Raw genomic sequence first — 19946 nt, 5'->3', positions numbered from 1 at the left:
CTAGTTACATGGAGGGATCAGTACGAATCTTTCATGATTTTTAGTCAGTATCCTGGCTTCAAGAGTATCTTCCGACAGAATCAGCAAACCCCTGAGAGTTTCCGGATGGTAGACAGGAATGTCGTTAATATGTGTAATCAGATCCCCCGGTCTCAGACCGGCATTCCATGCAATACTGTTTCCTGTCACGGAGACAAGCTGAATTCCTGACGATCTGTTCCGGCTGAGTGAAATGCTCGATAGTGCTACAACGCCGAAAGGCGTACTGCTGTGTTCTTCTGATTGTACGGCCAGCTGTGCCCACATGTACCAGATCTGACTTGGATAAAGGACAAGATAGTCCCGATCGGTATTTTCAGGGAACTGGAATTCAGGTTGTATTGTACCTGTAATGATACCTACAAACCTGCCGTTGTCGTCATAAGCGGCAGCTCCCATCAGTCCCTCCCTAAGCTCAGAAGCGAGAAGGACAGCTCCATCCGGATACTGTTCCACTATCGTACCCTCAACAATGAATGTACCGCTCAATTCCTGTCCTATTATCTGCAATGTTTCGCCAATCCCGGGAAGATGGTTTGAGGGAATCTGGTATTCCTGAAAAATCTCTTCATTGAAAATAAGCAGGACTATTCCAAGGTCAGGGGAAAAGACGATTGAATCAGGATATATCATCCCGGTATCCATATCCAGGGCGACCGGTGTGCCAGGGTAGAACATGCAAAGCGCGACTGCGTGAGAAGGGGATATTGAAACTGCAGAGGAAAGCTCGACTGTTCCCGGCATACTCCCGATATGCATTGCGCGAACCTGTTCTATAACGTTCGATTCTGTTTTGAGAATTAATGAGAGGAGGAGAAGAAATATCATTACTGCACTTGGAGCTTGTCCGATAATGTGCATTGAGCAGAAAAGTCTCGCAGCTGAGATAGAATGCTCGCAGATTTGAGGAGAATACTGGATGTATTTGACGCCAATATGCGAAGATCATAGCCAGCTGTGCGGGTTTTATGCCGATGCTTCATTGTCGGACATGCTCCTTAGAAGGAAATCAGGCTTGCCTGCCTGGAATAGACAGAAAGAGGTGCTGTTCTTATCCTTGATTTGGATGTTATATGAACCTGATCGTTCTTAGATATAGAATGTATCATATCGGTCATTCCGATATCAAGCATAGTCTCAGGAGTATTTGATATTGGTATAAGAGTTATAGAGATGATTAAAAGAGCGGCAACTGCCGGAGCAGCAAGGAATATCCTGCGAAATTTGAATCTGGAGTTACTCGTATCCTGAGTTCTATTGATCATTTCACGAACCATGTCTTCGAGATTTTCAGGAGGAACCGGTTCTGGAAGATCACGGGTCTGACTGGAGATATCTTTTGACATGAGGAGGGCTTTTTTACATGAGTCACAGCCCATCAGGTGAAAATCAAGCAGTCTTTTCTGCTGTTCTGTCGCCTCTCCGTCAATTACGAGACTGATAAGCTTCAAAGCTCTTGAGCAGTTCATTTCCATTCTTCCCATACATCTTCGAGATACTCTCTCAAGTAACCTCTTGCCCGGTTTATTCTGGATTTAACCGTCCCGAGTTTTATTCCAAGGATTTCAGCGATATCTTCGTAAGACATCTCCTCTTTTTCTCTTAGAATGAATGGCTCACGATAATGATGAGGAAGTCTGTCGACAGCTTCCTCAATCGAAGCTTTCAGTTGGACTCTTCCCGCATCGTAATGGGGAGCTGTTTTCCCTGGACTTGCAAGGTTGACGTATTCCAGAGGGACATTGATCCATTTTGATCTTCTTCGCCATTCTTTTTTTGCCAGATTGCTGGCAATGGTGAATATCCAGTTTACAAGTTTTCTGTCAGGATCGAATCTATCTCGGTATCTGTAAACCCTGCAGAAGGTAAGTTGCAGGAGTTCCTGTGCGTCTTCCTCATTTCCGAGCATTCTTATAAGCAGTGAGTAGATTGGCGCCTGAAAGCGTCTTATAACCTCTGAGAATGCGTCTTCATCACCATTGCAAAGGTCGATCATAAGCATTGAGTCAGATCGCGGATCCTTTGCTGTGCGTTTGTCGGTAATGATTCTTCCAGTCAAAACTCTCTCCTTAAAGCTCGATTCGTTCCAGTCTTCAGCTATTATACCACATTATGATCTGTTTGTTCCACTGGGTGGTTCCTTGACCTGAACGCTCAATATTGTGAAGATAGTGTCTACCATGAAAAAGAAAAGCACAGCTCTAAGAGTACTCTCATTCGTCAGGCCATACTGGAAATGGATGACTGGCGCAATATTATGCCTGGTGTTCTTTGCGCTGTTCAGCGGTGCATCCCTGGGTTTGATTCTACCGCTCTTTGACGATGTATTTTCTAGAGAAGGCAATCTGGAAGAATACGATGATCTTACTCTGGTAATGAAGCGGAATGTAATTCCTGCTCTCAGCAATCTAGGATCTGCGATAATCTCACTGAATCCGAATCGAACCGCATCTTCATTCGGTGAAGTGATTGAAGCTTTGAGAGAGAGTTTCAGAAAAGCAAAACCGGAACAGGTTCTCATCGCAATAATAATGGGCCTGGTTCTAATGGTTCTGCTGAAAAATGTTCTTGGATTCATGCAGGTGTTTTTTCTATCAAGAGCCGAACAGGGAGTGGTGAGAGATATCAGAGAAAAACTGTACTCTCATCTTCTAAAACTTGATATGGGGTTTTACAGCACTGCAAGATCCGGAGATATCATGGCAAGATTCACATCAGACGTTGGCAATATGAACTGGGCCATGACAGAGATGCTTATGAGCATTCCACGCGAGATACTGCTTCTGCTGGTATACCTCGGGCTTGCGCTGCTGGCTTCATGGAGGCTTGCTCTTTTCACTCTAATGGTATTTCCACCGGCAATGCTATTCATTCTGATAATAAGTCGCAGGCTCAGAAGAAAAACTCATTTTGCTCAGGAAAGACTCGCGGATTTTTCAGCTATACTGCAGGAAACGATATTTGGAATACGGGTAGTAAAGGCGTTCTGTATGGAGAAATTCGAAGTATCCAAATTTGCCGGTATACTGAATATTCATCGTAAAACTGAGACTTCTCTCCAACGCGAGAGAGCACTTGCAAGCCCGGTAACGGAGATTATGGGAGCAATTGCAAGCGGATTCCTGATGTTCTATGGCGGAAAGGAAATTCTTTCGGGGGGATCTCTTACAACCGGACGTTTCCTTGTGTTTCTGGCTGCTGCTCTTTCAATGATGAAGCCGATTAAAACAATCAGCAGAGCCAACAGCCGTATACAGACGGGCCTGGCATCCGCTGAGAGGGTATTCAGTCTTCTTGATAGATCTTCATCGATAATTCAACCTTCAAACCCCGTACCTTTCGCTTCATTTAAACATTCAATTGAATTCAGAGATGTCTGTTTCAGTTATGAACCGGGTATTCAGGTTCTTACAGATCTTTCCTTTACTCTCAGGAAGGGAGATATCGTAGCTCTGGTCGGACCAAGTGGCGGAGGAAAGAGTACAATTGCAGACATGATACCAAGGTTCTATGATCCGGATTCAGGTGATATCCTGATTGACGGAATCGACTTGAGGAGCATTGACATAGAAGCACTCAGAAGCTGTCTGGGCGTAGTTACCCAGGAAACCGTGCTCTTCAACGATTCTATTCGAAATAATATTGCATACGGCGAGGTGAGTATACTTCTTTCAAGGGTAAAAAAGGCTGCTTCCGTAGCGAATGCTCTGGATTTCATTGAAGAATTTCCGGAGGGATTTGACACGATCATATCTGAAAGAGGAAGCAGATTGTCCGGTGGACAGAAACAGAGACTGGCTATTGCCCGTGCTGTACTCAAAGATCCTGATATTCTGATATTTGATGAAGCCACATCAGCTCTTGATACTCATTCGGAAAGACTTGTGCAGAAAGCGATAGATGCCCTGATTGAAGGAAGAACCGCTCTGGTTATCGCGCACAGGCTCAGCACAATCCAGAAGGCTTCGCGAGTGCTGTACATAGAGGATGGAATGATCGCGGAGGAAGGTACACACAGCGAATTGCTGGAGAAGAATGGGAAATACAGAAGACTCTATGATATGCAGTTCTCCCATGAATGAAGCTGTGCTGATTCGACTTCATTCGCTTGGTGATATTGTGCTTACTCAACCTGTTGCGACGCATCTATCCCTTTCTTCAAAAGTGAAATTCGTAACATCGGAGCTATATACACCTGTTGTTGAAAGAATGCCTGGCGGTATTGAAGCTGTTCCTTACCCGCAGGATGCCGGAGCATTTGAGCTGCGGAGAATTCTGCGGAATATATCCCCCGAAATACTGATTGATCTCCAGTTCAATTTTACCACAAGGTTGGCTACAAAGGGCATGCGGGTTTCGGGGAAATTCAGAATGAACAGAAAACTGAGGCATGAGATACTCGGAGGAAGCTCCGATATTATGCCTTTACGGAGCAGCGAGTTTCTTGAAGCTGCGGGATTGAATGATGATGTTGATCCTGTTCTTGAAAGAAGAAACGTCTCTGCAGATGATTGCCTCAGGATTGGAATCGTAGTCGGTGGCCGGTGGCGACTGAAATCAATACCTGACAGTGTTATCTCCGAAGTATCACGGCTTTTAGTAGATCTGTACGATGCTGAAGTGATTCTTCTGGGTGATGAGAAAGACAGAGCTGAAGCTCTCGAGGCATCAGCATCAGCAGGAAGAGAGTGTATTAGAGCATATGCCGGAGATGGTGGAACAGGCAGTCTGATCGAAAGAATTGAAACGCTGGATCTTCTGATCTCTCCCGATTCCGGTCCTGCTCATCTTGCGAAGGCTCTTGGAGTTCCCGTTCTCGTGGTTTTTACATCCACTTCACCGGAACTTGGCTTCTGGAGACAGGAGCACTCCGGAAACTATATGGTCAGCGGTCTGCAGTGCAGACCATGTCACAGGCACGGCGGAAAAGCCTGTCCGACAGGAACGGAGATGTGCAGAAAAGGATTGGTTCCACACCGGATGGTCACAAAGGCCATAGAGATGCTTCAAACATGAGAACACCGATGATGCAGCAGTTCATGGAGATCAAGAAAAAGTACAGGAATGAGATACTTCTTTTCAGGATGGGTGATTTCTATGAGACATTTTACGAAGACGCAAGAACTGTATCAAAGGTTCTTGGAATAACACTGACATCCAGAGGCAAAACAAAGGAAAAAGGTGAGAGAATTCCTCTGGCCGGTTTTCCATGGCATGCTCTGGATGTATACCTCTCAAAGCTTATTAAAGCGGGATATAGAGTTGCCGTGTGTGAGCAGACTGAAGATCCCGCCCAGGCAAAGGGGCTTGTGAAAAGGGATGTAATTGAAGTAATTACACCCGGAACTCTGGTTAGTGGATCGGCACTTGATGAACGAAGAACCATCCTTCTGGGTTCGGCTGCTTTTAATGATTCAGGAACAGGCGGACTTGCTTTCTGTGATATTTCAACAGGTGAGATCGAAGCAGCGGAAATGGATTCGGCGCTGCTGCCGGGTGAAATAGCCAGAAAAGCCCCGTCCGAGCTTCTTGTGTCAGATGATCAGAAGATTGAACCATTGTCAAATTGTGAGATTACCAGGCTTGAAAACTGGAAGTTCGACAATGACACTGCTGTATCGCAGATAGAGACAATTCTTGAAATATCGGCTCTGGAAGGGCTGGGACCTGGGATAAACAGTCCCGCCATATCAGCTCTTGGAGCACTGCTGGCATATATCCGGGATACGAAGAGAATGGATGTGGCACACCTGAGTTTCACCGGAATGTACAGACGGGATGACAGCCTGATTATTGACAGGGGCAGTGCCCGTTCACTAAATATCACGGAAGCTCCTCCAGGAGAAGAATCCGGAATCCTCTCTGACATAACGGATGAGACCAGAACACCCGCGGGAAGCAGAGAGTGGAGAAAATGGCTCCTGTCACCTCTGAGAGACAGCTTCGAAATACGGAAGAGACATGATTCAGTGGAGTGGTTCATTGAATCTCCATCCGTTCTTTCGATTTTACTGGATATTCTTGATGATACAGCGGATCTTAAACGTCAGGCTGGAAAACTTGGAACCCTCAGATCATCACCAAGAGACATCAGGGCTGTTGCGGACACCCTTACGCTGCTTCCTGAAATAGTCAGGATACTGAAAGACGCTGAACCGTCACTGCTTTCCGAGATGGCTTCAACTGATGTTCTTGAAGACTTGCACAAGCTTATAGAGTCAATTCTGACAGAGAATCCTCCCGTAAGATTATCGGATGGAGGCGTAATTCGCGAAGGGGTGTCCGAGGAACTGGATGAATACAGAAATATTAATGAAGGAGGCCATAACTGGATAGAATCCAGGATCGAGAAGGAGAAGGAATCAACCGGTATACCGAATCTGTCAATAGGGTGCAACAAGGTTTTCGGATACTATATAGAGGTTTCGAACAGCCATCTTTCAAAAGTGCCCGAGCATTATATAAGGAAACAGACTCTTGTTAACGCTGAACGTTTCATAACTCCTGATCTCAAAGAAGTTGAATCAAGGATATTCAGAGCCGGTGATGAGATTGAAAAACTTGAGAGTGCTTTGTTCAGTGATCTCAGGAAAGAAGTAGCTAAGAAAATAGACGAAATCAGAAATGCCGGCAGAATGCTTGCCTGGCTTGATGTTCTGACGTCCCTCAGTGTACTAGCTTCAAAAAGAGGATATGTCAGACCGAAAATACTGAAATCTCCCGGGATTTTAATCAGTAAAGGCAGACATCCTGTTCTTGATGTTCTTCTTCCTCAGGGTGAATGTGTTCCGAACAACATTGAACTTGACCGGACTAGACGGATTCTGCTGGTAACAGGACCGAATATGGCGGGTAAATCGACTTATCTGAGGCAGGTCGCTCTGCTCATAGTTCTTGCTCAGTCCGGTTCTTTCGTACCTGCTGAATCGATGGCTTTCTCTCCGATCGATAGAATATTCACAAGGATAGGCTCTGCTGACAGAATTACGAGAGGACAGTCCACTTTCCTTGTGGAAATGGCTGAAGCTGCGGCTCTTCTTAATTCAAGCACACCTGACAGCCTGGCTATACTCGATGAGATCGGCAGAGGTACAAGCACTTATGATGGCCTTTCGCTTGCCTGGTCGATGATTGAATACCTGCATGACAGCAGTATTCACAGGCCTATGGTTCTCTTCGCCACACACTACCATGAACTGACGGTTCTTGCCAATTATCTTTCTGCTGTAGCCAATGTAAATGTAAAGGTAAAAGATACGGGCGGGAAAGTTGTGTTTCTCTACAGTGTGGAGGATGGAAGCACCGACGAATCTTACGGTATACATGTAGCGTCAATGGCTGGAGTTCCTTCAAAAGTAGTTAGAAGAGCGCGAAAAGTTCTTTCAGATCTGGAAGCGGGACGTCACCTCATGCCCGGTGGATATTCAGAGGATCAGCTGGAACTGAAGTTGAATGAGCCGGAGGTGGAAGATCCGATGATAGAAGAACTGAAGAAGATCGATCCGGATTCCCTCACACCGCTCAGGGCGCTTGAAATTCTCTACGAACTTAGAGACAGACTGAATTAAATAATGCCTGTCACTATTTAATATGTGAACAGGTGTTTACATCTCATTGAAATGTTTGTATAGTATCTCTGTATTGAAACGGAGGTTACAAATGCAACCATTTGATTCCGGAAACGGAAGCTGGGAACTATCGTCTGATAACTCTACTGATGTTAATGCATTAAGTGTGTTCGGCACAAAGGGAAACAGGTTTTCAATACTCGTGTTTCCAAGAGAATCAGTTCCGGTAGATTACGCCGGGAAGAACGGAACATGGGTCATCAATCATTCAAATGATGAAAACTCAGCCATTCGGTTCACTCTTCAGTGGGTTGCTGATGCGGGCGGAAGCGGATGCGTGATCCTATGCGGAAGAGAAGCTCAGCAGGAATTCAGCTCGACAGCCTGAACAAGGTAGCTTGTCCTTCAATGAAGCATCGAGGACGGATGCTTGAGCGTAACGCAGTCGATGAACCGGTTAATAACAGTGATACTGAGAATAACAGTATCAAAACTCTTCCAGTCATTACACATCCATCCGATTAAATCGCCTGATAGTATATATATTTATCCTTTCCCTTCCCTTCGTACATGCACCTCGGTAGACTTCATTGCCGTATTGGCATATTTTTCAGCTTGAGTGTTATCATTTGAGATCAGGTAGGGGGTTATTGATTACAAATAGTAGAATGAATTCGGAAGGATTGACCGTTTTCTTTCCCGCTTTTAATGAAGAAGAAAATGTAAGATTCATGATTGAATCGGCGAAGGAAGTTCTAGAGGAGCTTTGCGAGAGTTGGGAAATTATTCTGGTTGATGACGGATCGACTGACCGGACCGCTGCTATCGCAGAGAATATCTCGCTGGAAGATTCAAGAATCAGAGTTATCAGACATGGCCGCAATCTCGGATTTGGAAGCGCAATTCGTACAGGAATCACTCATTCACGAATGCCATGGGTATTCTATACTGACTGCGATGGTCAGTTCGATCTGAATGAACTCGATAAAGTACTGGAAATGAAGGACATAGCCGATATTGTTTCAGCTTACAGACACAGGAGAAAAGACCCATGGATGCGTCTTCTATATTCAATTGCTTACGGAGCTGTAACATCTGTTCTATTTGCCGGCGGATTCAAGGATACTGACGCGTCCTTTAAACTTTACAGAAAAAGCATATTTGAAGTTATCAAACCCGAATCAACATCCGGAGTAATAGATTTTGAGATCCTTCTTCTTGCCGAGAAAAAGGGATTTTCAGTGGTTCAGATTCCGGTATCTCATTATCCAAGAAGAGCAGGTCAGGTATCCTTTGAGACGGTCAGAAACGGAATATTCACATGGGTAAAAGTATCCGCGATTACTGAGATGTTCGCGCAGCTTCTGAGACTGAGAATGAGGATTTGGAGGGGAGATGTCTGAGGAGCGAAAAGATGTCCTTCTCGTTACTCCAATTCCACCTGTAGCGACAGGGCTGGCCACATACGCGATGAGAGTGCTTCAGAATTCCCTGGACTTCGTGAACTGGACAGTTGCTTATCCCGAAGGGGGAGACCCTGGTACACTTACATCTGGCATTCGAAGTATAAGGATAGATCAGATTTCCGATATGAATGTAATTCCTGAGATAAGAATATTCCAGCTTGGCAACTCCATACACTGTTTTCCTGTTGTTCAGGCTCTCTACAGATATGGAGGAACAGGGCTCTTTCATGAAATAGTACTGCATCATATGCTTCGATTCTGCTATCTTGAGAGCAATCAGCTGGAGGAGTACAGAAGGGAACTCAGATTCTGCTATGGACCGAATGCTGAAAGCATTGAAAAGGAGCTGTTCAGGAAGCCATCATCTTTAAAGGAATATGATATCCTTCTTAAGAGGTATCCTCTTATAGGAAGGGCTCTTCATGCTTCCAGTTCCGCAATATGCCTTTCTTCATATGCCGAAACAGTACTAAAAGACGTATTTCGTCCAGGAAGGACATGTACTATAGGCCATCCTTTGAGTTCACTTCCCGAAATTGACGTGCCTGAGAAACCATTTGATATCTGCATAGGAATACTTGGTTCTAACCATCCGGGAAGGAATTATTCTGAGATTCTGGAGGCTGTGGAACTTTTCAGAAAAGAAACACCTGAGGCGGGGCTCATTCTTATTGGAGGAGGGTATCCTGAAGATAATCCGGAATGGGTAATCAATTGCGGAAGATTACCTGACAGTGAATACCAGGGATGGATAAGGACACTGGACTATGCGGTTGATATGAGGTATCCAGCCTGTGGAGAAACATCCGGAAGCCTGCTTGAAGCAATGAGAGCAGGAGTACCATGTATTGTATCAGCGACCGGAACGTTTCTTAACATACCTTCCGATGCGGTATTACGAGTACCATGTGATAGTATGGTTCAGGGTATTGTACGATCTCTGAGCTATCTTCATAACAGATCGGATTTAAGAAAATCAATGTCTGCAAATTGCATCTCATACGCGGAGGACACAGGTTCAATTGAAAGATTGAGAAGAGACTGGAAAAGAATTATCAGAATGGCATCTGAATCAGGATCAGATGATCTGGTTCTGGAATCAAACAGTTATTCACTTTCAGCGGCATGGCATGAAACACCACCGGGATTCACTATGGATATATCCACAGAAGCAGTATCGTGGAAGTATTCGGGAGATGTTCTGATAGAAGGGCCACCGAATTCGACTGAAGCGGAAATAACGGTCTGTGGAACGGGTAGTGTTAACGGTACTGAATTGCCAATCGAACCAGGAGTCATGTCAGTAAAAGGGAAGGATTTAAGCTTCACAGGTGAGGGAAGGGTATTCTGTGTTCTCTGGAAATATGACAGGGAGTGTGTGGAATATGCGGGTTAGTGTACTTTTTGATCTGAGTATCGTTCCTCACGCTATTGGAGGAGTTTCGAGATACCTTCTATCCCTTGCAGGTGCTCTTGAGGAAGTCGCTCAGGAGGAGGGAATTGAATTCAATGTACTTGATGTGCCTGCTGTGCATCCTGGAGTTCCCGGACCACCTGTTGGCTGCATCGAACTGAAGACACCATTCTATCTGAAAATCCCATTTCTCAGAAGGATTCCAATCCGCAGGAAGTGGGAATTGCTGTCCAGAAGCAGAAGGATAAAACAGATCGCTGAGAACTGTTCAATATTTCATCATAGTGGCGTTCAACCCGAGTATCCTGCGAACAGCAGGTCAGTTGTTACAATATATGATCTTTCCGCTCTGGAGCATCCGGAATGGCATACAGGTGAAACAGTTGCCTTTATGGAGAGAGAGGCTCAGATGATTCGAAATGGTTCCCGTGTGGTTGCCATTTCTGAATGGACAGCGAAACAGGCATCTGTTTTCTTCAATATTGATCCGGAGAGTATATGTGTCGCAGGCGGAACTGCTGATGACGTTTTTACACCCGGAGAACCTTCAGTTGATACATTAAGAAAACTGGACCTGAAAACTGGAGAATATCTTCTTCATGTTGGACATCTTGTGCCAAGGAAGAATATTCCGTTTCTTGTTGATATCTATTACAGAGCAAGAGAAAGAGGGCTCAGATTTCCGCTGGTTATGGTCGGATCAAGTGCATGGGGCAATATAAGCATTGAACATGACAGTAATGTAAGAATAATCGAGAATATTGATGACGGAATACTGCTTGATCTATACCGTGGCGCAGGAGCATTACTCTGTCCAAGTATGTACGAAGGGCTGGGACTGCCGGCAATGGAGGCGCTGGCATGTAATACACCGGTAATCGCGGCCAACGCGACTGCTTTAACGGAGACGGTCGGAAATCGAGGAATGCTGTTAAACCCTGATGATCCTGAAGAGTGGATTCAGGCGTTGCTTATGCTGAAAGATCCAGGGAAGATGGGTGAGCTTCGTTCAATGGCTGTTGCTTCACCACGGGAAACCTGGAGGGATGTGGCAAGAAGACTGTGCGGATTCTACAGAAAGATAGCCGAAGAATGAGAATACTACATCTTATTCATCGCACATGGCCGTATCATGGTGGTGCCGAACGATATGTAATTGAACATGCTCTGGCAGGGAAAAGGTGGGGACATGAATCGGTAATCTGCGCAACTGACGCATGGGACATGTCCTGGCTTGTCTCAAGAAACGGTAATCATGTAAAGAAGAAATCCGATGTATGGAATGGAATTGAAATTAACCGCTTTCCCGTCTTACATCCTCCATTTCAGAATCTCCTCCGTGCTGTACTGAGAAGAACTGCATCCTGTGGCCCTGATCGTTATTTCTATCCGAACCCCTTTCTGCCTTCTCTTCACAGATGGCTTTCGAAGGACAGAGGATTTGATTTTATTCATGCAAATGCAATGCCCTTCACGCTTTATGAAGGATGGTATCATAGCAGGAAGACAGGAGGCGGCCTTGCGGTAGTTCCACATACCAGTGCAGGGGAAAAGTTCAGACGAGTATCTGCTTTGCATTATTCTAGCGGATGCCAGAAGAGAATATTCCTTGAAAGCAATTTTGTTGTGGCCCAGAGCAATTTTGAAAAGGGACTTTTCACTGAAATAGGTGTACCATCCGAACGGATTCATTTTTCCGGAAGCGGAATAGAACCGGAAGAATTTGTCAGAAGCAATCCTGCAGCGGCTCTGGAACGCCTTGGAGTAAAAACTCCCATCGTGCTGAGCCTTACCGCCCACTGCACAGATCGTGGAACAAATCATATCATTGAAGCATGCAGGAATCTATTGAAGACAGGAATGAAATTCACACTTGTTCTCGCTGGTCCGATTCTTGAGGATACCGAGGATTATCTTTCTTCTGGAAGCGATTTCATGGATGAATTCGGAGAAAATCTGGTAATTACGGGTTATATAGAAAAGGAAAAAAGGATTGATCTGATAGCCGCGGCTGATATTGTCCTTCTGCCATCGCGGTTGGACTGTTTTGGAATTGTAATATTGGAGGCATGGGCATCAGGAAAACCGGTTATCGGGTGCTGGACAGGCGGAATGCCGGACATGATCGAGGATGGGCAGAACGGTTTCCTTGTTTCATGGGGAGATGTGGCGACACTGACCAATCGGATTGATCTTCTTCTGAAGAATCCTCATTTGCGGGATTCAATGGGTGATCGGGGAAGGAAGATGGTATTTTCCACTCGGACATGGGATGCTGTTACAGACCGATTTTATAGAAGAATGGCCGAATGCAGTACCGAGAAGTCAATAAATTGAATAAGAATATCACGGTTGTTATCGTTACATGGAATTCCTCAGCACTGCTGCCGAAACTCGCCGAGACACTGAATGAACTTAAACCGATATGTGATGTTGTGGTTTCAGATAACTCATCAACGGACAAAACTTGTGAAGTTCTGAAAGAAACACTCCCATGGGTTACAGTTCTGAAAAATCGGGAAAATGGGGGGTTCGGGTACGGCAACAACAGAGCACTTGAAATATGTGAAACTCCCTTTGTTCTATTCCTTAATACAGATGCCAGGATATCTGTTTCCTCCCTTGAAGCTCTTCTTGAAATACTTGAAAGGAATAAGTCTGCAGCAGCCGTACAGCCGCTTATAAGGCTGTGGGGCTGGCCTCTGGTTACGCTCAGCGCGGGAACTTCCATGACTGAATTCGCCAGAGGGTATGATTATGATTTCATGCATTTTCAGCCATCTCCTCGCTGTGAAATTATTGAAGTTCCAGCTGTAACTGCTGCTGTATCTCTTTTCAGAAAAGAAGCTCTTCAGGAAGCAGGCGGTTTTGATGAACGAATATTTATGTATTTTGAAGACACCGATCTGTGTTTGAGACTCAGAGAAAGAGGCTATAAATTTCTTCTTGCGCAGTCTGTTGAAGCTGAACACATTATGGGAGGTTCCAGCAGCAGAGGAATTGCCGAAAAATGGGAACTTGAATCTTCAGCATATCTCGCAAGGAAGTATCTGGGTGGTGAAAAGTGTCATCTTCCTCAACACTGGAAGAATATGGAATGGAAAACAAGAATATCCCTTATGCTTAACCGGAAGCACTGGTTCTGGCGAATTCCTGCAGTACATAAGGCCGAGAAGCTTGCAGTAAGACACATAGAACTGCCTGATTCTGTTCTACAGGACATAATCGCCCCGAGACCTTTGCGTATGCCGTTTAAACGCACTGCTGATAATGACCGCAGCTATATGGGGAACGATGTGATCTCCGGTCCGGGGTGGCTTGACGGGCGAATTGACAACGGTTTCGGATGCATGCAGGTACCTGCAGGAGCTGGTTCTCTCATATTCATGGCTTCCTCCTCTAATATTTCAGGTTCGCTTGCGCTCTGGTCCCAAAATGGTGTCATTACTCGCAAATTTCTGCGTATTGCTGAAAGAACTGGTTTCACAGCGGTTATTGATGAAGGAATAACTCACCTGTATCTTGTTCCCGACAGAAGGAAACAGAGGATAGAAATAGATAATGTCAATTATACGTCCTGACAGATTGCTGCTAATGGGGCTTGCATCAGCCTTCCTGTTTCTTCTAAGAGGGATTTCAGGATTCACGATATCATGGGCTCTGCTTTTTATCGCCATCTCTCTGATTAATAAGCATAACAGGGTAACCTTCATTTCACTTATCGCAGCTGGAATCTCGATGATAATCGGGGATTCGAACGCCGGAACAGCATTGATCCTGACAGGCTCTTTATTTGGAATTGCCGGTTCAGACTCACTGATTCCAAGAGTTGCGTATTTTGCCTCTTTTTCTGTTATTCTGATTGAAGGCTCTATAACAGGATTACTTCCCCTTTTCGTTGTAAGCTTTCCCGCTATACTTTTCAGATATGAAAAGTTGAGATTTCTTGCTATTGCAGGAGGAATTATCGCAGGTCTTCTTATTTGCGGTCTTCCCGGCGCTTCAACTTACAGAATACTGGTAAATGATGAGATTCTTTCTAAAGATACCGTCATCTGGCTGAATCCCCTTTCAGCGAATTTGAATCATCCAGTTGTGCTGCTCGAAGCAGAAAACATGGATAATACTGATATGTTTATTGAAATTTCTGCTGGAGGGGTGAGAGATTCTTCAGCGCTGGGAGTAATCGAAATCGGGGAGCAAACCCATCAGATAATGCCTGGAAATAACGTATTCAGAATCAGGGAGGCTGCTTTTCCCGCAGTAATCACGCTTACTCGAAAATGGCAGCCATTCAACCATCCGGTAATATGGATTCAGGAAGCTTGGACGGTGTCACAATCACAATAAAATCACTTCTTGATGAGAGATCCGGAGCGATGTTACATATTGCGGCAGCAATATCAATATTTGCGGTCTGGCGTCTTCTTGGTATGCCGTCACCTGGTTCTCTTGGGAGGCTGATTCCTCTCTCATGGCTTATCACCGGTTTGATTTTTGGAAAGGGGAGAGCCTCCAGATTATCCTCTCTGCTTCTCACCATATTCCTGGTGCTTTCTCTGCTGTGGGCTGTAAGCACCACAGTCGAAGTTCTGGCTGTTTCATTCGGAGTAATGGGTGTGTTTCCAGGATTGATTGCAGTATCCAGGAAAAAGGCAGGTATTCTTCGCGCAATGGTTCCTTTGATTCCACTCATAGTCCTGGTGCCTTTCGGAGGTGATGAACCACATTATGTAACAATAACAGAGGATTTCGTCTCACCGGGAGCCGGGTATTTCGGGAATATGCGTCATCAACAGGGAGATCCATCCGAGAACATCCCGCATCATCAGATGTTCTATCCGCTGATGATGATTCCGGGATATCCCTTTTCTATAGCGGGAGTCAGGGGTATGAACCTGCTCTTTGCGCTTATTGCGGTTATGATTCTATCCGGGATCTACAGGAAGAGCGGATTGAATAACTGGAAATACGTTTCCATACTTGGTTTTCTTCTGATTCCAGGAAGTGCAACTCTGGGGCTGGTGTTTCCCGGATGGGCTGCTTTGCTTTTCTTCCTGCTCGGTGTTCGTATGTCAGATTCCCCACGACGCACATTCTGGGTTTTATGTGTTGCCTTTATTCTTGTTTTAATAAAGATCAGGTTTGCCGGTATATCAGCAGGCCTGCTTATTGCTCTGATTATCAGTAGTGAAGGGAAAAGGAAGATATTGTTTCCCGTAGCGCTGGCGGGTATTGTTATTTTTGGTCTACTTGCAGATCTGATTATACTGGATGGTCGCATATTCTGGGTGAGATACGGAAATATTTCATTCCTGAAAACCGTTATCATTAATCCAGTATTCAGGTTCCCGGAAGTTCTTCTGGCAGCAGGATCATCTCTTGTGGACTCTGAATCGGGATTAATCTGGAAAGCACCCTGGATTCTTGCAGGACTTGCCGGACTCCCGCTTCTGAGAAAGAAACATCCTGACCTGTTTCTGTGGCTTGGTCTTCCTGCAGTCATCTACTTCCTTTTCCTCATGATCTGGTTAATTCACTCATGGGCAGGCATGCCTGCTCCCTCCGGGAGGATGCTGCTCCCGATAATGCCGGTATTCCTGGCTTCTCTGGGCTGTATGCTGAAGGACAGGAGTGTAAGACTCCTTGTGTGGGTATCCCTTGGAATATCAGCGATATACTTTGCATATCCAGTACTCAGATTTAATCATGCTGATGGTACAGATACTCTTTTCAATCTGATCTGCGGACAGTACAGCAGTATCACCGAATGGATTCCCAGTCTTGTAAGACTCAATATGCCTGTATTACTAAGCTGGCTTGTTATAGCAGGTATGCTTATATGGATGATTGCAAAAAGAAACAGGTTCACAGGTCATGTGATGATTGCAATCGTTTTTATTCTGGGGTGTATTGCCGGTCAGAAGAGAACTGCCTGGGAGGCTGAGGATATTCCATCCGAATATAGAAGTTACTGTTCAATATATCCTGAGACGAATTATTCTGAATCCAGAATATTCTGGATCTTCTCAAGAGAAAAGATGCTTTATATGTCATCTTCTGAAGATGCGGTTTTTCTTCCGCTGCCATCTGACTGCGGCGACAGTGTAAGACTGGAAATATCGTTCAGGTCACTTCAATCAGGACCGATTCCCGGAATAGAGCTTTCGTGTGGTGATTTCCATGATTCGATATACATTTCATCCGAAGTGCTTGAAAAACCGGAATGGTTGGTTATTTTCAGGGATGATCAACTCGATCGAAGACCTGAGAACCTTGAAGAAATACAAAAGGAATTCATCATTCCAGTGGATGATAATGCAGAGGTTGTGCGAATATCTCCTCTGAATGTCGTACATGAATATGGTGATATGCACGGTATCTATCTTGACAGGGTTGAGTTCAAATAATGAACTCTGATACTTGCGGTTAGAGATATAGTTCTACAGAGTATTCCTGATGAGGATACAGATATACTGAAGGAGTTTTGTTGGCCAGGAAATTTGTTGTGGGAGTTGAACTTCTGACAGGGCTTGCTATCGGTGCAGCTGCTGCTGCTGCTGCCGTGTCGTTTATCATCGTCTTTCTTGTACAGATTGATATGTCCGCTGAAACAGATCATATGGCGACTGTAACAGCGTTTGTTCTGGCGAATTCATTTGAATCCATCAATAACATCGATACTTTTGAAGAAACCGTTTCTCCGCTTATATGGAGTGGAAGACTGGAAGCTTTTGCGGTTGTTGATATTTCCGGGAATCTGATAACTGGCGCAGGGCTGTCAGGTGATGAGATTCCGAAACCGGTTGAAACGGATGAGTGGTATTTTTCGGAAATGCAGGACAGTGGATTATTCATGGGAGTTAAACCGCCACAATCCCGGTATGCCTTTATATATAGGACTCTTCTAATTGGCTTCGCAGTGCTTACTCTGGCTCTTTCAGTACTGGCTGTTATTACGCCTCGTTATCTAACTAAAGCTGTTATCACACCTCTACGCGAAATACTGGTGGAAGCTGACAAATTCAGTTCTGGCGGCGGAAGCAGTGCTGAAGCAGCCGGAGCTTCATTTCATCGTCTTATGGAACTGCTGCATAATAAAGACAAGCAGCTGAATGAACTCAGAAGAGTGGCTGAGGAGAGGGCTGATATCATTGAGAAGCGTTCGACCGCGATTCTTTCTGTCCTTGGTTCAGCTGTTCTTGCCCTTGACGGAATAGGAGAGCTTTCACTTTTCAACAGGCAGTCAGGCGATCTCTTTAACTTGAACGATAATAACCTCCATTCTGAATTTCCCTGGAATCGAACGGTCGCAGGACGAGCTTTGAAGACAGTGCTGGATGAACTTGGTGAATCAGGGGAAAGAACTGCGGAATTTCAGATTCAGGAATCCTTTATGCATCCCGCAAAAATGTATGGTGTTTCGATATCCAGATCACAAGCAGATGAGATAACAATTCTTGTAACCGATGTCACAAGAATAAGCGAACTCGAACGAAATATCGCTGATCAGGCGGCAATGGCGGATATTGGTGCTGCGTCCGCTGGGATTTCACATGAGATGGGTAATACACTCTGTGCTCTTTCAGGATACTTTGATCTTCTCACAAGAGGTCATTCCGATGAGAGAACACTAAAGATACTCAGTGAAGTTAGAAGAGAGATGAATTCGGCGCAGGAGTTGATTGATTCATTTGGTTCCTTCGCAAAATCACCCGAGCCGGTAACCTCACAACTGCGAAGAGATGACGTACTTTCAATCTGTACTCGTTCGTGTGAAGAATATAAGATCAAGTATTCGATTTCAATGACAGATAAGGAATTCTCGCTTAATGCTGACAGGAAACTCCTCGCCATATGCGTAAGGAATCTTGTGAGAAACGCATTAGAGGCGGATTCAGAGACAACACTTGAGATTATTGTAAAAGCTTCAGATGATAGCATCACCATTTCTGTAACAGATACGGGACCTGGCCTGACACTTGAACCGGAGGAGATATTCAGGCCATTCAGAACTACAAAGAACAGAAGCGGAGGGAATATGGGTCTGGGTCTGTCGATAAGCAGAAGGATTATCCGATCCATGGGTGGTGAGTTGAGTGGTGCAAACATGGAAAACAGAGGAACAGTGTTTATGATTCTTCTTCCGGTATCCAGGAGGAAGGATAATGATGCATACTGAAAGCATTCTCCTTGTGGAAGATAAACGAGCCATGCGAAATATGCTGACTACCGCTCTTGAAGAGGATGGATGGAATGTCTGCGCAGTATCTTCTGGAAGTGAAGCACTGAAAAGCATTGAGAAAAGAAACTTCGATATTCTACTCAGTGATATCTGTCTGCCGGGTAAAATTGATGGTATGGATATACTTCGGAAGTCAAGGGAATGCTGTCACTGGGTGCCGGTAATTCTTATGACTGCTTTTGGAACAGTAGATCTTGCTGTTGAAGCTATGAAGGAGGGAGCGCGGGATTTCATTACAAAACCCTTTGATTTGGATGATCTGCTGTCGCTTCTGAGAAGATATGTGCATGCATCAGGAACATCACTGATTGGGTCGTCAAAAGGACTTCTTTCAACAATAGAAAGAGCCAGAAAGGGTGCTCAGACTGATCTTTCCATACTTGTGCTTGGGGATAGTGGTACCGGTAAGGAACTGCTGGCAAGGATTATACATGATGAAAGCTCATTTTCAGATGGCCCTTTCGTACCGGTTAACTGTGCTGCAATCCCCGGGGATCTTATCGAAAGTGAGCTGTTCGGTGCTGAAAAGGGTGCTTACACGGGCGCTGACAGGACGAGACCAGGTAGATTTGAGCTTGCACAGGGCGGTACAATATTTCTTGATGAAGTGGGTGATCTTAATCCCGTACTTCAGGGGAAGCTCCTGAGAGTTCTTCAGGAAAGAGAGTATACTCGAGTCGGTGGTTCAGAGATTCTCAGAACAAACGCCCGAGTAATATCCGCAAGCAATAGAGATCTTAAGAGTGAGGCTGATGCGGGTACATTCAGAAAAGATCTCTTCTTCAGAATTGCAGAGTTCCCGGTGACTCTTTCTCCTCTGAATGAAAGAATCGAAGATATACCTGAACTGATAAGATATTTTCTTGATCTTTCAGGATACAAAGAAGTGATTGTTTCACCTGAGGCAATAACAAAACTCAAAGGATTCATGTGGCCTGGAAATATCCGTCAACTCAGAAGCATTATCCTCCGCGCGGCAGCACTGGCTGAAGAGAGTATAATCGATGCTGATATTCTTGAGATAGATGATACAGTACTGGAGGAGGGGCTTCTGGAGGAATCCGCGAAGGCAGCGAAATTAAGGGAAAAGGAACTGATAAAGAAAGCTCTCATAGAAACCGGTGGAAACAGAAAAGATGCTGCGGAAATCCTGAGAGTCAGCTACAGAACACTTCTATCCCGCCTGAAGGAACTGGATCTTTGAAGGGGCCGGG

Annotated in this window: 16 protein-coding genes; 13 read left to right on the top strand and 3 right to left on the bottom strand. The window is 45.0% G+C overall.

All coding sequences use genetic code 11. From position 1 onward, the window contains the following. The 3 genes from K8R76_05810 to K8R76_05800 form a co-directional block, all read right to left on the bottom strand. On the bottom strand, window positions 1-798 hold the full coding sequence (locus K8R76_05810) for a hypothetical protein (GenBank protein MCD4847687.1): 798 nt from the start codon (window positions 796-798) through the stop codon (window positions 1-3). Window positions 799-1037: 239 nt separating this feature from the next. Then, window positions 1038-1508 carry a zf-HC2 domain-containing protein gene (locus K8R76_05805; protein MCD4847686.1) on the bottom strand — a complete coding sequence of 157 codons (471 nt, stop codon included), beginning with the start codon at window positions 1506-1508 and terminating at the stop codon, window positions 1038-1040. Beyond that, window positions 1505-2098 (bottom strand): sigma-70 family RNA polymerase sigma factor, encoded by a 594-nt coding sequence (locus K8R76_05800; GenBank protein MCD4847685.1) that lies wholly within the window; start codon window positions 2096-2098, stop codon window positions 1505-1507. The genes K8R76_05805 and K8R76_05800 overlap by 4 nt, the downstream gene beginning before the upstream one ends. 121 nt (window positions 2099-2219) lie before the next feature. Here K8R76_05800 and K8R76_05795 point away from each other — a divergent pair, with 121 nt between their 5' ends. The 13 genes from K8R76_05795 to K8R76_05735 all read left to right on the top strand — a co-directional run bounded on the left by K8R76_05795 (window position 2220) and on the right by K8R76_05735 (window position 19936). Next, window positions 2220-4121: an ATP-binding cassette domain-containing protein gene (locus tag K8R76_05795; protein ID MCD4847684.1), complete on the top strand. Its 1902-nt coding sequence runs from the start codon at window positions 2220-2222 to the stop codon at window positions 4119-4121. Next, on the top strand, window positions 4114-5055 hold the full coding sequence (locus K8R76_05790) for a glycosyltransferase family 9 protein (protein MCD4847683.1): 942 nt from the start codon (window positions 4114-4116) through the stop codon (window positions 5053-5055). Before K8R76_05795 ends, K8R76_05790 begins: the two co-directional genes overlap by 8 nt. After that, window positions 4992-7607, top strand: a complete 2616-nt coding sequence (mutS, locus tag K8R76_05785; protein ID MCD4847682.1) for a DNA mismatch repair protein MutS — start codon at window positions 4992-4994, stop codon at window positions 7605-7607. The genes K8R76_05790 and mutS overlap by 64 nt, the downstream gene beginning before the upstream one ends. 91 nt (window positions 7608-7698) lie before the next feature. Next, on the top strand, window positions 7699-7995 hold the full coding sequence (locus K8R76_05780; protein ID MCD4847681.1) for a hypothetical protein: 297 nt from the start codon (window positions 7699-7701) through the stop codon (window positions 7993-7995). A 295-nt stretch (window positions 7996-8290) separates the two neighbouring features. Beyond that, complete coding sequence (locus tag K8R76_05775) at window positions 8291-9010, top strand: glycosyltransferase family 2 protein (GenBank protein ID MCD4847680.1); 720 nt, start codon at window positions 8291-8293, stop codon at window positions 9008-9010. Beyond that, complete coding sequence (locus K8R76_05770) at window positions 9003-10469, top strand: glycosyltransferase (GenBank protein ID MCD4847679.1); 1467 nt, start codon at window positions 9003-9005, stop codon at window positions 10467-10469. Before K8R76_05775 ends, K8R76_05770 begins: the two co-directional genes overlap by 8 nt. Then, the gene (locus K8R76_05765) at window positions 10459-11583 is read left to right on the top strand and encodes a glycosyltransferase family 4 protein (protein MCD4847678.1); all 1125 of its coding nucleotides are present in this window, start codon (window positions 10459-10461) and stop codon (window positions 11581-11583) included. The genes K8R76_05770 and K8R76_05765 overlap by 11 nt, the downstream gene beginning before the upstream one ends. Next, window positions 11580-12824: a glycosyltransferase family 4 protein gene (locus K8R76_05760; protein MCD4847677.1), complete on the top strand. Its 1245-nt coding sequence runs from the start codon at window positions 11580-11582 to the stop codon at window positions 12822-12824. Before K8R76_05765 ends, K8R76_05760 begins: the two co-directional genes overlap by 4 nt. After that, the gene (locus tag K8R76_05755) at window positions 12821-14068 is read left to right on the top strand and encodes a glycosyltransferase family 2 protein (GenBank protein MCD4847676.1); all 1248 of its coding nucleotides are present in this window, start codon (window positions 12821-12823) and stop codon (window positions 14066-14068) included. Before K8R76_05760 ends, K8R76_05755 begins: the two co-directional genes overlap by 4 nt. Continuing rightward, window positions 14049-14837 (top strand): hypothetical protein, encoded by a 789-nt coding sequence (locus K8R76_05750; GenBank protein MCD4847675.1) that lies wholly within the window; start codon window positions 14049-14051, stop codon window positions 14835-14837. Before K8R76_05755 ends, K8R76_05750 begins: the two co-directional genes overlap by 20 nt. A gap of 29 nt (window positions 14838-14866) precedes the next feature. Further along, window positions 14867-16897 (top strand): hypothetical protein, encoded by a 2031-nt coding sequence (locus K8R76_05745; protein ID MCD4847674.1) that lies wholly within the window; start codon window positions 14867-14869, stop codon window positions 16895-16897. Window positions 16898-16977: 80 nt separating this feature from the next. Then, a complete protein-coding gene (locus K8R76_05740; protein ID MCD4847673.1) occupies window positions 16978-18669 on the top strand; it encodes a HAMP domain-containing histidine kinase in 1692 nt (563 codons plus the stop codon). Next, entirely contained in the window at window positions 18656-19936 is a 1281-nt protein-coding gene (locus tag K8R76_05735) for a sigma-54 dependent transcriptional regulator (protein ID MCD4847672.1), read from the top strand. The genes K8R76_05740 and K8R76_05735 overlap by 14 nt, the downstream gene beginning before the upstream one ends. The last annotated feature ends 10 nt before the right edge of the window (window positions 19937-19946 follow it).

The sequence above is a fragment of the Candidatus Aegiribacteria sp. genome, assembly GCA_021108435.1.
In the GTDB taxonomy this organism is placed as follows: Bacteria; Fermentibacterota; Fermentibacteria; order Fermentibacterales; family JCC-6; genus Aegiribacteria.
Note: the sequence above shows the minus strand (reverse complement) of the source record. Positions and strands in the feature narration are given on the sequence as shown.